Source organism: Tolypothrix sp. FACHB-123 (assembly GCF_014697075.1).
Lineage (GTDB): Bacteria > Cyanobacteriota > Cyanobacteriia > Cyanobacteriales > Nostocaceae > Aulosira.
Genome location: NZ_JACJRE010000005.1, coordinates 38,633 through 54,114, shown reverse-complemented (window position 1 = coordinate 54,114; position 15,482 = coordinate 38,633). Strand labels below are relative to the sequence as shown.

General features: G+C 39.9%; 9 protein-coding genes. 3 read left to right on the top strand and 6 right to left on the bottom strand.

Annotation, left to right across the window (positions count from 1 at the left end):
- Window positions 1-144: 144 nt before the first annotated feature.
- Window positions 145-570, bottom strand: coding sequence for an NUDIX hydrolase (locus tag H6G41_RS05075; protein ID WP_190744190.1), 426 nt, complete (start codon window positions 568-570; stop codon window positions 145-147).
- Between the two features lie 533 nt (window positions 571-1,103).
- Here H6G41_RS05075 and H6G41_RS05070 point away from each other — a divergent pair.
- Both H6G41_RS05070 and H6G41_RS05065 read left to right on the top strand, forming a co-directional pair.
- Window positions 1,104-2,939 (top strand): aspartate kinase, encoded by a 1,836-nt coding sequence (locus H6G41_RS05070; RefSeq protein ID WP_190744188.1) that lies wholly within the window; start codon window positions 1,104-1,106, stop codon window positions 2,937-2,939.
- A 428-nt stretch (window positions 2,940-3,367) separates the two neighbouring features.
- The gene (locus tag H6G41_RS05065; protein ID WP_190744186.1) at window positions 3,368-5,377 is read left to right on the top strand and encodes a tetratricopeptide repeat protein; all 2,010 of its coding nucleotides are present in this window, start codon (window positions 3,368-3,370) and stop codon (window positions 5,375-5,377) included.
- Window positions 5,378-5,450: 73 nt separating this feature from the next.
- On the opposite strand, the gene H6G41_RS05060 is transcribed toward H6G41_RS05065, so the two are convergent.
- Entirely contained in the window at window positions 5,451-6,941 is a 1,491-nt protein-coding gene (locus H6G41_RS05060; RefSeq protein ID WP_190744184.1) for a bifunctional UDP-sugar hydrolase/5'-nucleotidase, read from the bottom strand.
- Between the two features lie 295 nt (window positions 6,942-7,236).
- Window positions 7,237-8,769 carry a glycoside hydrolase family 10 protein gene (locus H6G41_RS05055; RefSeq protein ID WP_190744182.1) on the bottom strand — a complete coding sequence of 511 codons (1,533 nt, stop codon included), beginning with the start codon at window positions 8,767-8,769 and terminating at the stop codon, window positions 7,237-7,239.
- Window positions 8,770-8,907: 138 nt separating this feature from the next.
- On the opposite strand from H6G41_RS05055, the gene H6G41_RS05050 reads away from it, so the two are divergent.
- Window positions 8,908-10,053: an acyltransferase family protein gene (locus tag H6G41_RS05050; protein ID WP_277878032.1), complete on the top strand. Its 1,146-nt coding sequence runs from the start codon at window positions 8,908-8,910 to the stop codon at window positions 10,051-10,053.
- 218 nt (window positions 10,054-10,271) lie between these two features.
- Here H6G41_RS05050 and H6G41_RS05045 read toward each other — a convergent pair whose 3' ends face one another.
- The 3 genes from H6G41_RS05045 to H6G41_RS05035 form a co-directional block, all read right to left on the bottom strand.
- Window positions 10,272-10,487, bottom strand: coding sequence for a hypothetical protein (locus H6G41_RS05045; RefSeq protein WP_190744178.1), 216 nt, complete (start codon window positions 10,485-10,487; stop codon window positions 10,272-10,274).
- A gap of 239 nt (window positions 10,488-10,726) precedes the next feature.
- On the bottom strand, window positions 10,727-13,006 hold the full coding sequence (locus tag H6G41_RS05040) for a hypothetical protein (RefSeq protein WP_190744177.1): 2,280 nt from the start codon (window positions 13,004-13,006) through the stop codon (window positions 10,727-10,729).
- A gap of 4 nt (window positions 13,007-13,010) precedes the next feature.
- Window positions 13,011-15,257: a hypothetical protein gene (locus tag H6G41_RS05035; RefSeq protein ID WP_190744174.1), complete on the bottom strand. Its 2,247-nt coding sequence runs from the start codon at window positions 15,255-15,257 to the stop codon at window positions 13,011-13,013.
- Window positions 15,258-15,482: the final 225 nt, after the last annotated feature.

Below are 15,482 nucleotides of genomic sequence, written 5' to 3'. Positions count from 1 at the left end.
TAAGTAAACCTGATTAGGTGAGGGTGGGTAATGTCCCACCCTACATTGAACCTGACAGTATAAATCATTTATGCAAACATCAAAGCGGATTTTATAGATAACTCAAAAGATACATAGTTTTAAACCGTAAATCTTTCTAATATATCAACAGATTAATTCAGTTGCGGGAAATTCCTTCAATATCCGTTTCAGCGAATTAATTTTAATCCACCTCATAGCATGAGATATATCTACCCACTGCCGTTGTCTATGCCCTGCTTCTGGATAATCTTCACACAGAGTTTCTACGGGTAACAAATACATATTCACTCGGTAATTTTTACCTCGTTTACGATATTGATAAGTACCAACTTTTTGAGTACTTACCTGGCCAATTACTCCAGCTTCTTCCCAAGCCTCTTTGGCGGCTGAATCTGGCGGACTCATCCCATTAGGGATATCTCCTTTTGGCATTACCCATTTGCGGCGATCGCGACTGGTAATCAACAGTACCTCAATTTTGCCATCTTGAATTCTATAAGGAATCACCCCAGACTGCTTTTTTAATACTTTGTTGATTTTTGAACTCATGTGATATGCATCCTATGGTGTCATTCAGCTGTACTAATTGCTAAGGGCAGTTACTCAAACAATTGAGACGAATGATCAAGAAAGTAGTGCCATTTAGCGCTTAAGGCTTATATTAACTACTTTTTCTTGGCTCAATTGCTATATAAGTACTAACTATTTCACCTTTTCACTTTTTTATTGTCAATTAGTGATTCAAAGGATATTTATTAAGTAAATATTAAATAGTCAGTATGAGCTAAGTACTGAAAGATAGATAAATTATTGGGTATTGGGCATGGGGCATGGGGCATGGGGCATGGGGCAATAGTTACTTGTTCTGTGCCTCCTTGTCTGCCTGGGCAAAATGCAGGAATATTAAAATAGCATATAAAAATTACTACTAAACTTTGTCATGTGACGAATCGATAACATATATCACAGACTCTGTCAGAGTGCGCACAAGTTTCTGTAAACTAAATAACTGGAAATGCTTTGCAAGCTTCCCAAGTCGGCGGCGGCGTTGATGAAAGCAGCAAATTGATTAAGAAAAATTTATGTCGCTCATAGTTCAAAAATACGGTGGTACCTCTGTTGGTTCGGTAGAACGCATTCAATCTGTAGCCCAGCGGGTTTATCAAACTGTTACAGCCGGAAACTCTCTGGTAGTGGTAGTTTCCGCAATGGGTAAAACCACTGATGGGTTGGTGAAGTTGGCTAATGCTATCTCTGCTAATCCTAGCCGCCGCGAAATGGATATGCTGCTTTCTACTGGGGAACAGGTAACGATCGCTTTATTAAGTATGGCGTTGCAGGAAATTGGACAGCCGGCAATTTCCATGACTGGCGCGCAGGTAGGCATTGTTACCGAAGCAGAACACACCCGCGCTCGCATTTTGCACATTGCAACCGATCGCCTGGAGCGCTACCTCAATCAAGGTAAAGTAGTTGTGGTTGCTGGCTTTCAAGGCATTAGCAGCACGGGAGAATTAGAAATTACTACTTTGGGACGTGGTGGTTCCGATACGTCTGCGGTGGCATTAGCTGCGGCATTAGGGGCAGATTTTTGTGAAATTTATACAGATGTCCCAGGGATTTTAACTACCGATCCGCGTTTAGTTCCCGAAGCGCAATTGATGGCGGAAATTACCAGCGATGAAATGTTAGAACTGGCAAGTTTGGGCGCTAAAGTTCTCCATCCCCGGGCTGTGGAAATTGCGCGGAATTATGGCGTTCCTTTAGTTGTTAGGTCTAGCTGGACTGACGATCCTGGTACTTGGGTAACATCTGCCAAACCCCAAGGGCGATCGCTCGTCAATTTGGAAATCGCTAAGGCTGTAGATGGTGTAGAGTTTGATACTAACCAAGCACGAGTAGCTTTGTTGCGCGTACCCGACAAACCAGGCATAGCAGCGAGGTTATTTGGGGAAATCGCCCGACAAAATGTAGACGTAGATTTAATTATCCAATCAATTCATGAAGGTAATAGTAATGACATTGCCTTTACCGTCACTACACCAATATTAAAGCGGGCGGAAGCAGTAGCGGCAGCGATCGCTCCTGCACTGCGCAGCCATCCCCACGCCCCAGCAGAAGAGGCGGAAGTGATGGTAGAGCAAAATATTGCCAAAGTCAGCATTTCCGGCGCAGGAATGATTGGCCGTCCCGGTGTGGCGGCGCAGATGTTCGCCACCTTAGCCGCAGCTGGTGTGAACATCCACATGATTTCTACCAGCGAAGTTAAGGTGAGTTGCGTGGTTGCAGCAGAAGAATGCGATCGCGCTGTGACTGCACTCCGCAGTACATTTGAAATCGCAGCCGAGGATGAGGGGGACAAGGGACAAGGAGGACTAAGAGGAGAAACTTCTCCCTTGTCTTCCCCCTCTCCCGCAGTTCGTGGTGTAGCTTTGGATATGAACCAAGTTAGGCTGGCGATTCGCCAAATACCCGATCGCCCCGGAATGGCGGCGAAGATATTTGGATTGTTGGCGCAACACAACATCAGCGTGGATATGATTATTCAATCCCAACGCTGTCGGGTAGTTGATGGAATTCCCCGCCGCGATATTGCTTTTACCGTCGCCCGGATGGATGGAGAGAATGCCCAAAAAATGCTGGCTCAAGCTGGCGCAGAGTTAGGCTGGGGTGATGTTGTGCTTGATAGTGCGATCGCTAAAGTCAGTATCGTCGGTTCTGGGATGGTAGGACATCCTGGTGTCGCGGCAAAAATGTTTGAGGCTCTAGCCCACAATCAAATTAATATTCAAATGATTGCTACCTCAGAAATTAAAATTAGCTGTGTTGTTGATCAAGAACAAGGTACTAAAGCCTTGCAGGTAATTCATGAAGCGTTTGGTTTGGCTGGTAGCCAGAAATTTGTCGTTCCCGCTTAGATTTCTGAGCTATTCTGCTTTTAATGAGCGATCGCATTTTTTCATGCAGCGGTAAAATGCGATCGCTAATGCAGATATATATCCACAAGCTTAGTGACTACAGTCAACAGTCACTAATTTTTTTAACTTAATTGATATTACATTTCGTAACATATAGCTGTTGACTGTTGACTGTTAACTGTTGACTGTTGACTGACTCGAAAGGCTTTTATCTTAGCTTGATGTCCTAATCTATCTGGCTACGGCTATACTTTTATAGATTCCTATCAACTTAATAAAACTTGTATTTTTTGGTAATCTCTTGTATAAATCAATTAACACTAGGATATTTTATGTTTTTATCTATACAAATAATTTTTAGCCAGTTTAGACAGTATTAATACGCAAGCTATAATCAGATAATTCTGGATACAACTATATTTGTTGTCATGAATAGTCACCTTCTGGATGCACGATACCGAATCTTGGCGGTGCTGAGTGCAGAGGAATTGACTCAAACCTATTTGGTTGAAGATTTTCATCTTCCTGAAAGTCAATTTGTCTTAAAGCAGCTACACCCTGCTAATAAAAACCCTCAAGATTTAAACATATTGCGGCGCTTGTTTACAGGTGAAGCAGAAACTTTAGAAAAACTAACTCAGGGACATAATCAAATTCAGAAATTAATTGCTTATTTTGAAGAAAATGAAGAATTTTATTTAGTGCAAGAGTTTATTCCTGGTACTCCTTTAACTGAAGAAATTTTCCTAGGAACGCCTTTAGAAGAAGAGCAAGTCATCCATTTATTATTAGAATTATTAGAAATTTTAGCATTTATTCACAGTTACGAGGTAATTCATCAGGATATTAAACCTTCAAATATTATTCGTCGCGAATCAGATAATAAATTAATTCTGATTGACTTTGGTACTATTAGAGAAATTGTTACTACTACTGTTGGTAATCTGGAATATATACCGATAGAACAATTACAAGGTGACACGCAATATAACAGCGATATATATGCTTTAGGGATAATTGCGATCGCTGCACTTTTGGGATTGACAGTCAATGAAATAACTATATTACTCAGCAATAAAAATATCCTTACAGGTGAAATCGTTTGGCGTAATAACATGCCTCAAATTAATCAAGAACTAGCAAAGATAATTGATAAAATGGTACGTTTTGATTATCGCAAACGTTATCATTCAGCTAATGATGTTATCGATGACCTCAAGCAGATAAATAATCATGATGATGAACCAGAAAAGCAAAAGCCAAAAACTCAAAAACCTTGGTTAATCCTTACAGGAATAGCTAGCTGTATTACTCTTGGTGTAGCAGCTTGGTTTTTTTTGATGCCCAAACCTGTAGGCGATGCCAAGTTATTATATTTGCAGGGAGTAGACAAATATGAGAAAGGAGATTATCAAGGAGCAATCAAAGACTTTAATCAAGCTCTAGAAATTAATCCCAAGGATGCTAAAGCTTACAATGCGCGTGGGGATGCTTTTTATCAACTCAAAGATTACCAAAAAGCCCAATTAGATGCAAGTAAAGCAATTCAGTTCAATTCTAAAGATGCAAATGCTTATTATGACCGAGGGTTTTCCCATTATCAATTAGGTAAATATAAAGAAGCGATCGCTGACTATACCAAAGCAATTCAACTCAATGCCAAAAACCCCTATGCTTATTATGGAAGGGGTTTAGCTCATGTAGAGCTAAAAGATCCTCAAAAAGCGATGGCAGATTTTAATAAAGCGATCGCACTTCAACCAAACTACAGCGGCGCTTATTTACAACGGGGTATTTTACACCGTCGTTTAGGAAAAACCCAAGCAGCAATTCAAGATTTTGATACAGTAATTGAGATGAATCCTCTTGATGCTCAAGCTTTTTTACAAAGGGGTTTAACACAGTTTGCTAATAATGATAGGGAGTCAGCGCTGAAAGATTACAATAGTGCAATTGAGCTAAACCCTAAATATATAGAAGCTTACCTAAATCGGGGAGATATTTATAGTGAATTGGGTAAGAATCTCGAAGCAACTGAAGATTACAACAAGGCACTAGAATTAGATTCTAAATCATTTATAGCTTACATACATCGAGGAATGCACCGCTTTTCTCTAGGCAATTATCAAGGAGCAATTGCCGATTATAATGAAGCAATTAAGCTGAATCCGAAAAATGGCACAGCTTATAACAACCGGGGAAATGCACATCTAGAAAGCGGAAATAAAAAAGCAGCAATTGCAGATTACACTAAAGCGATCGCAGTTAGACCGAATTATGCTTTAGCTTACTACAATCGCGGTTTAGTGCGGGTTAAAAATGGCGATAAAAAAGGCGCGATCGCCGATTTTCAACAAGCAGCCAAAATTTTTAAACAGCGAGGACAAACAAGTAGTTATAAAGATGCACAAAAAGAGATAAAGAATTTACAAAATTAGCTTATTTAAGGATGATTTGTAGTCAGTACTTTAGTAGGATTAGATTCAAGATTAAAGTCCTGACTACGAATTACTAATTATTAGCTTGGCTCTTCAATTGGTCAATTACCGTAAACCGAATATCGCGTTTTTCTGCAATTAACTTAATTCCCGGTTGTTGCAGATTGAAGAAATTTAATCCTTTCTCTTTACCACTAATTAAAAATTCTGTAGTAGCGACTTTGTAAGTTTTGTTAGCATCTAAAGGTTGACCATTAATTAACCAATTTCCAGAATTTGAGTCTTGAGTAACTTTGGCTGTTTGCAAATAGCCACCATTACCTTTATTAGCTTGTCCTTGCTCTAATACTCTTTGTAATAGCGCACCCTTTATCTCTATTGCCACAACTTTACCGCCAAAAGGTAAGATGCGAATTACATCATATTGGGTAATTACGCCAGGGGGAATAATATCATCAATACGAATTGAACCACCATTAAATATAGCTAAATCTGCTTCCGGAACTTCCTTTAACATCGCCGCAGCAATTAAATCTGTTAACTTGGTCGATTTATTGCGGACGCTAGATTCTAAGCCATCTAAAGCAAATGCTAATCTAGCAATTTCTTGATTAGGTTCAAAACCATTGGCGCGGAATGCTTGATAACCTTTTTCAACCCAATTCTTAACTACCCTGGCTGTTTTTGGTTCGTCGGGTATTTTTTCGGTAATGGGTATGAGTTGAGAATTAACTTGCAGATTTTTTTTGATAGTATCGTAACTTAATTGATGGAGGTAAACTGTACGCGCATTCGCATCAGCTTTAAAAATTGGCGTAAAATCTCTACCCCGCCATTGCTGAATATTTTCATGCTCGTGACCGCCAAGAATGATATCAATTTCTGGTACAGTTTCTGCTAAAATGCGATCGCTTTCTATAGAAAGATGAGTAAGCGCTACGATAATATCAACTTTTCCCTTCAGCGCTTTAACTTGCTGCTTCGCCGTTTCAATCGGATCGGTATAACTGACATAATTAACCGGGTTGCTATTGATAGTCAGGCCGATTAACCCTACCCTGACGATAGCACCGCGATCGCCCCTAACATTAAATATAATTGCGCGCGGTACACCTTTAAACGGTTGCCCTTGACTAGCTGATACATTACTAGAAACCCAACGAAAGCGCGATTCTTGCAAACGTTGGTAAAACAGCTTTTCTGGTAAATCAAATTCATGATTACCAAAAGTCACATAGTCAAAGCCAACAGCATTCATCACCGCTACCATTTGCTGACCGGCTAACGGTGTACCATTAATTTTGGCAGTTCCTAAAGCCGAAGGGCTAAGAAAATCACCAGCTAACACCGTATATGTACGTGGATTTGCTTGAGAAAGTCGTTGTCTTAAAGTAGCCACCCGCGCTAAACCCCCACGAGTTCCCCCTTCCACTGGTGTAATCTCGTAAATATCATTGAGTTGCAGCAGATTAATCTTGACAATTTCTGCCATTACAGGTGTAGCTAAAGCTACTGTTGTTAACACCTGCACAACAATCCAGCAAGCCTTAGGAATAAGTTTCATATTTAGCTGGTAATTACTTATACAGCACAGATTTTAAAACTTTTTCGAGTTCTGGAAAATGCGATCGCTCTAAATAAATTCCCTTCTCTTCCCTACTTAAATTTCTTGGCGCACTTGGTGAAGCAGTCCAGTCTTGGGGGTTTCCCCCATGAGGAACTGCTGAACCCGAAGGGCGTTCTTGGCGGTTAAATCATCTTTTCTCTGCACTCTCAGCGCCTATGTAGTTAAATAAATAACTTTTAAACCACAGAGACGCAGAGGACGCAGAGGAGTAAGAAAATGAATTAAATTTGATTCAATTACCTATAGCAGGTTGTCCTTGGGTACTGTAACGATTAACGGCGGAAACAGCTACAGTATCAATCGGTAAAGGAGAATTCTGACTATTAAATAAGTAAGAAGTTTGCGATCGCGGCAAAATCTGTGTAGTCCACTGATTACCTGTCTTCGTTTGCATTACCCATAACCATACTTTATCTGGTTCTGGAGATTGCCAGCTAATTTTGTTAATTTTACCTGTAGTTGTGTACCGTTCAATTTGCAGTGTGGGTTGAGTTGGTAGTGTCTTGTCTAACCAAGGGGAAGCGGGAATTAGTGCTTGAGTTGGGTAAGCGTCCTTTTCTAAGACATCGACAATTCGATCGCGGTTTTGCATTAACGGCTTCATACTGTAGTGAATGTTACCTGTAGCCCCCGAAAATCCTCTAGTTGTTTTAATTTGATAGAGAATTTCATTGGCTGGCCAAGCTGCGGAAGTGCGATCGCCTACACGACTGGTAAAATTACCAGGCCAAATATGTCTTCCTAGTGGGTTCTGTTTCAGCCACCAATTCAGCAACACTGGGTAACTTTGTTGGGTTTTCTCAATTTTCCAATACAACTGCGGTGCAAAATAGTCTATCCACCCCTTAACTAACCATTGGCGAGAATCAGCATAGATTTCTTGGTATGCATCAAATCCCCCAGTACTACTTATTTGTGCAGGATAACCCGGTCGCCAAATCCCAAAGGGACTAATACCAAACTTCACCCAAGGTTTTTCTTGTTTAATTTCTTGATATAGTCGTTGCACTAATGTATTAATGTTTTCCCGTCGCCAGTCGTCACGCTTCAGTTTTCCGCCTGATTGTAGGTATTTTTGCCAACTTGGTGTGTCGGGAAAATCGATCACCCGCTTACTGGCGTTGCGTTCGGGATAGGGATAGAAATAATCGTCAAGATGAACTGCGTCTATGTCGTAGCGCTTGACGACATCCATAATCACGTTGACTGTATAATCTTGAACTTCCGTTTCCCCAGGATCTAGCCAGAGATATTTACCGTATTTTTTCACCCATTGGGGATGCAGTTTACTGACATGGTTTGCAGCTATTGGTGATTTTCCTTGCGGATGGCGGGCGCGGAAGGGATTAAACCAAGCGTGTAATTCTATACCTCGTCTGTGGGCTTCTGCCACCGCAAAGGCTAAGGGGTCATAATCCGGTGTTGGCGCTTTACCCATCTCTCCAGTTAAAAATTCTGACCAAGGTTCATAACTAGAGGCGTAAAGCGCATCAGCAGCGGGACGTACCTGTAAAATGACTGCATTTAACTTTAAAGCCACAGCCCGATCCAGCATAGTTATCAGTTCCGCTTGCTGTTGGGCGCTTGTCAAACCAGGACGAGAAGGCCAATCAATATTAGCTACAGAAGCAATCCAGACACCACGAAACTCCCTTTTTGGGGCTGGGGGGAGAGATTGGGGCTGGGGAATTTCTGTAGAGTGAACGGAGGGTGTAGCTAGCAGTAGTAATCCGCCCAGAAAAGTTGCTTTTAAGTATGTGGACATTAGTTAATAATTCAAAATTCAAAATTCAAAATTACAGGCTTTTGCAGAGCATTATTCAATCTGAACGAAACTAGGCTACGTATAATAGGGTTCTTAAACTCTGTCCTCTGCCTTTTTTCATCAACTTTGGAGAAGCAATTGACTTTACCTCAACGTCTTAAATCTTTAGATGTGTTTCGCGGAATTGCGATCGCCTCAATGATTCTAGTCAATAATCCTGGTAGTTGGGATTATCTTTACCCGCCTCTAGAACATGCTAAATGGCATGGTTGTACGCCTACAGATTTAATTTTTCCGTTCTTTTTGTTCATTGTCGGTGCAGCAATGCCTTTTTCTCTCTCCAAATATACAAAAGAAAATTGCCCCACCAGGGAAGTTTACTGGCGAATTGGGCGCAGGGCGTTAATTTTATTTGGGCTGGGATTATTCTTAGTTTTGTTTTCTTTAACTCTGGATGTCTTCTTAAATGGTGCGCCAGCTGCTAAATTCGCCACAATTCGCATTATGGGGGTCTTGCAACGCATTAGTCTAGCTTATTTAATTAGTGCGATCGCAGTTTTGCATCTCCAACGCCGTGGTTTATGGCTATTCGCCGCTATTTTGCTGATTGGTTACTGGTTAGCTATGCAACTCATCCCCGTTCCTGGTTATGGTGCAGGAATTTTGACAGCCGAGGGTAATTTGGTAGGCTACATCGATCGCTTAATTATAGGACAGCAACATTTATTAGGCGGGAAAGGATTCGATCCAGAAGGCTTATTTAGTACCTTACCTGCTGTGGTGACAGTACTTGCAGGTTACTTCACTGGGGAATGGCTAAAATCCCAACCCCGTGAAAGTCGCACCAGCATTAATTTAGCAATTGTCGGCATCTGTTGCCTATTAATCGGGCATTTATGGGGGTTTATCTTCCCAATTAATAAACAATTGTGGACAAGTTCTTATGTAGTTTTTACTGCTGGGTTTGCTTTGTTATTGCTAGCAGCTTGTTATGAATTAATTGAAGTACGTAGTTTTCAAAGATTGAGCTTTCCCCTAGAAGTGATGGGATTAAATGCTATCTTCGCCTTCGTCGGTTCTGGTTTATTTGCCCGAATTTTAATTAAAACTCGCATTGGTATTGGTAGCGACGCACCAAGCACATATACTTGGATTTACCAACATTTATTTAAATCCTGGGCTGGTGCGTTAAACGGTTCCTTGTTATTTGCGATCGCCACCGTATGTTTTTGGTGGCTGATTCTTTATATTATGTATCGCCGTAATTGGTATTTTAAAATTTAAAATCACATTACGTTCGCTTTGTCAATTACTGATATTGGTTTTCTGCACTTCAATTGCCATATTTCATACCAATTTAAAATTCAAAATAGCCAAATACAACAAAGTAACAATTATGTATTCATCGCTTTCTGTTTGTAAATTGGTATGTTAATATTAACCGTTTTTATCTAAGAAAATACGGTTAATATTGTTTATTTATACGAGTAAATACTGCGTGACTAGGGCGTTTGTTTTGGTGGGTTTAAACGCCACATTCTTTCTAAATCTGCAATTCGGCGGCGGAGAGTTCGCGCTTTAGACTTGCGATAGCTGGTAATTGTAACTAGGAAAATTAGCGGTAGTAAAATGATGATACTTCCTGTCAGCGGATTTGTTGCTACATCATTTTGTTTGTTCGGGTTAACTTGAACTTGCACAGCTAGTGATACATACATGATTCTTAGAATCTCAAATTTCGACAACTCCTATAAATACATACAGGCCTCACACACTTCTTTACGCAAAGAAAGTCTAAAAAAAACCTGATATTTTGATAAAAACCAGGTTGTAGGCGCAAAAACCCCTATTCGGCTGATGCGATCGCCATTAATACATTTCATCTGTGAAACAGAGAAAGGAAGGGAAGACAAGGAAGACAAAGAGGAACCTCTAGCCCCTAATCCCTAGCGCCCCTCTAAATTCCCGGTTTAAACGGCGAAACTGGCGTAGGCGAAGCCACTGGAGGAATGATAATTGGTGGGGGAGTAGGTACGGGTTTTTTGATAACTGCGATCGCAAATCCTCTTTGCTGGGGTTGCTGCTTACCGGATTTATCAATAACTTGTATTGCAATTTGTGGGGGAAATTCTGCAATCACTGGTAGCTTCAGCGAACCAACAGGTGCTACATCATTACCATAAGGTAATAGTTTCACTTGAATATCTTCGCCCTCTACTCTCCAAGACAAAACCGCAGTTTCGCCTTCTTTGAGCGATTGATTTGGTTGTTCGCTACCATTGATTGTAAAAGCAACAATCTTAAACGGTTTGGGTAAAACTTCAATTTTTCCTTCAATTTTTTTCGCACTTACTTTTTCGCTACCATTATTAGGTAAAGCTTTCACCTCAAAGCCATATTTTCCAGCCTTCAAAGGTGGTAAGGGGATATTTATACATTGCAGTTGGCGATTTGCTTCTTTGCAAGAATTTTTGAGTTTAGGATTTTCGATACTACCATTAATAAATTTATAACTGATTGGATTACCTGTTGCTGTGCCCTCTTCTGTAGTACTCACAATTTGAGTTTCGGCTAGCAATTCCGGATTGGTAATTGTCCAACTCAAAAGAATATTTTCTCCGGTTTGATATTGTGGTTTATTGACTTTAAAATCAACAATTTCGGCAATTGGTTTTTCATTAATTACCACTTGAATTGCTGGACTATCGATTTTCGCTGTTTCTGAAAAAAGTACATTACCTTTGCGATACAAGCCTTGTAAACCAAAAGTGTAATTTCCTTTAGTTGTAATCCCAGTTTTGATATTTTTACAAATCAAATCTACTTGTCGCTTTACTAAACAATTATTTTTACTTAAGTCTTCAGGAATTTTATTGCGAAAATCATAGATAGTTGGCTTTATAGGTTGTGGCCCTTTCACTAGGACAATCAAATTTTCTAACTTTTTATAGTTACGAATTTCCCAATTTAAAGTTACTTCATCTTCACCTTCAGTCAGTTGTGAACTATTAGCACTAAAATTTTCAATTTTTAATTGTGGCGGATTTAAAATTCGCCAAATAATAAATCCTATGCCGCCCAATAATCCTAAAATTAATAATATTAATAATATGAATTGCCACAAAGGACGGGGTTTCCAAATTAATACTCCTTGTGGTAACGTATCTGGTAAAGGTAAACTTTCTTTATCTACAATATTGACTTTGAAGTTAATTGTTTGTCCGCCACCGAACCAAGGTCTGCGCCACCAAGGTTGAGGTTTTAATAACAAATTAGTTTCATAACTTTTGTTTGGTAATAATCTGATTTCCGCCGGATCAAATGTATAAGTAAATAGCGTTTCTTCATCACGGCTTTCTACCCCAAATATTAGTTCCCGCACCATATTACCGCGATTGCTGAGGGATAATTCATATTTACCAGGGCTACGACTGACTTGTCCTAAAATAGTTTGTAATTCTACATTTAAATCATAGCTGGTAGGGATTTGCAGATATACCAAATCTAAAAGCACTAAATCGGGAAATTTTTCTGAATATAAGCGCAGTGTAGGGGTATAACTTCCTGCTAAAGTATCGCCGGGAGGGTGAAATTTTAACGTGATTGTCCCAGAATTACTAGGGTTAAGCGATAGGGCATTATTATCAGATAATAACCCAGTCCCTTCTACTCCTGTTGTGGGATAAGTAATTGTAAACCAATCATCTTCTAAATCAAGACAAGCAAGGCGGAATCGATCGACAAATTGCGAACGATTTTCTACGGTTACTTCTAATAGTAGGGGTTCGTGAAGTTTACAAATTAGCGGCTTCGCTGGGTTACTACTAGGTTTAATGGAAAAAGTTGAATCATTCAGCCCAATAGAAGTGTGTTCTTTGGGGACAATCTTCAATTGACGGGTGAAAGGAATCGGCGTTTCTTGAGGATAATGTTGTGGTGCGTCTACAACTAAAGTATAGTCATAAGTTCCCGGATTAGCATCGAGGGGAATTTCAAAGGTAAATTTAATTTCATCGCTACTTTGTTGCGGTGCGATCGCACAACTTTCTCGCGGTAAATTAGATAAGCCTGTAATGTTTTTAAATTGTTCGTCACAATTTAAATATAAGTCAATAATGGCATTTTGCTCGCCAATATTAGTGACCACTACATGCAGTTCAATTGTATCTCCTGGCATTGCATCTTGAACGCCAGATGGGGTGATAAATACTTCTAAAGGGCTGGGTTTAGCTTGCATGTGACTAACTCCCTGGTTTAATCTTGTGTGAATGTAGTCTTACTTGAAAATCTTCACTACCACTGACAATTGCACTGGTTTGATTAATTGTTTTCAACGCAACACTGTTGATTTTCTTAGTACTTTGATAAATTATTTCACCTCTGGCTGCTTTAATTTTATCGAGTTTGTATTCTGGAGTTAAATACCACATTATTACTTTGCCATCATCACCCGCGCTAACTAACAATCGACCATCTTCATTAAATGCTAAACTGCGCACAGATAATTTTGATGCTGACCAACGGTCTATGGGGGGGGAGCAATCTAATTCACTAATTTGATTTTGGGGATTTGGTAAAGTTTGGCATTTCTCTAAATTCCAAATCGTAATATATCCCGCAGAATCAGAAGTAGCAAGAATTTTCTCTGAAGAATTAGGTACAAAGGCTAATCCCCAAACATAGTCTTCTCGTCCGCTTCTAGTATCTAATTTTTCCAGTTTTTGTACCGATAAACTAGGAATTTTATTTTTAGTTTGCGGTTGATTCCATTGCCACAATAAGAACCGTTTATAGTTTCCTGACATTATCAATGTTTGGTCATCTGGGCTGAGAGTTAATCCCCGCACTTGAAAACCTGATAATTGCTGTTGCCTTTGCAGGTCAATTACTTTTGGTTCTGGCTGAAAATTATCGTTGGTAGATGCTCTTGTCCATTGTCTTACTTTACCACTACCATAACCACTGAATAAATCTAAGGAATTTTTTGTAAAAACTAAATCAAAGACGCGATCGCCTTTTGCTTTCGGGTCTTTTCGGTCTTGCAGTTCGTTGCGTTTTCGCCCTGTGGGCACATCTCTGATTTCAATCACCCCATTATCTAAACCCACCGCCACGCGATCGTTTTCTAGGGGGATAAAACGGACTACTTCTATCGCATCATTGGTAATTGCTAACAAACCTTTTGGCTTTTGCTGTCTGTCACAAGCCACAGAAAGGCCATCATAATTAATACTAGCAGGTTCTAAGCGATCGCCATTAATATTCCATAATCTTAATGTGCAATCATCTGCACCACTCACCACAGATAAACTAGTACCGCTAAACCCGACAGAATTCACAGAGCGAGTATGCATAATTGGCTCTGGTCGGAATAATAATGCTAGCAATGCTAGAAATAAAATTAAAATCGCCAGTTGTAACCATAAAGGTAAAATTGGCAAAACTCGTAACTCTAAATTCTGGGTAGCTGGGTCTGTACTCCCTAAACGTTGGTCAGATAATTCTGGTTTAGCTTCTAACAATAAATTTTTTCTAATTCCTAACCAAGGGCGTTTAGTTTGAACATCCAAAATTACTTTGCTTGTTTCTCCTAAATTGAGATTAGCCGTTGTTGGTAACGTTTTAAAAGTACATTTTCGCCAATCTCGTCCTTGAAGTTTAAGATTAATTTCTTGCAAAAGATTGCTCGCATTTCTAAATGCTAATTCAAAGGCGGCATTATCAGCTTTCCAGTTAGGTAACCACCCACCTTGTAGAGGAATTGTCTGAGAATTTTGGGGTACAGAAAACTCCACAAAACCCACAGGTAAAACTTCCAAATTTCCTTCCGCGCTAGCTGGATAACCGCTAATACTAGTAGCTTCAATTGTAAAAGGATAAATATCGCTAGGCGCTTGCACTACAGATAAAGGTTGACATTGAAATACCGCTTCTGTTTGTCCTCCCGGATCTAAAGCAAACCGCCGTTCTGCACTGCTAACTAGCCAAGAAACATCCACCCCTGCAAATCGCAAAGTTACATTGACAGTTTGTTGACTCAAATTGCGGACTCTAACGGGGATATCTACCGTGTTGCGCGGATATACTTGGAACTCCCTGACAGGTAATTCCACACTCAGCATTGTCGGTTGATTATCCGCTTCGATTTTTAACCGCAGTACCAGTCTTCGTTGTTGTCCTAACTGGGGTGAGAAAATTGTCACAGTCAGGTTAACTGTACCCACAAACCCAGGAATCGGACTATTCAACACAAAGACTTGAAAAATCGTACTACTACCGGGAGGTTTAGCTGCTGCTACCTCCGGTTCCAGCTTATACCAGCGATAGTCAGGATTGCGAATTTCCCCCGCTGCGGTAATTTCTATTTGAAAATTCGCAAATTGATCGCTGTCATTGTTGACAATCACCTCAAATATAGCTGGAGTTCCACCGGGACGAAACGTTAAATTTTGAGTAGATACGCTAGCATTTATAACGTTATTTTGCATAAAATTTAATATTAATTAATGCTGCCAAGTCAGCATTATTAGAAAGTAATTAATTACCTAATTTTTAGCAATACCACCTTGATATTTCTCAGCAAAAATTTATCTACATGAATATATTGTCTATGAAAATGGGCATGGGGCATTGGGCATTGGGCATTGACTAATATCTCTTTTGCTCCCTCTGCTTCCTCTGCTCCTGTGTCCCCCTTCCCTTATCCTCCTTGT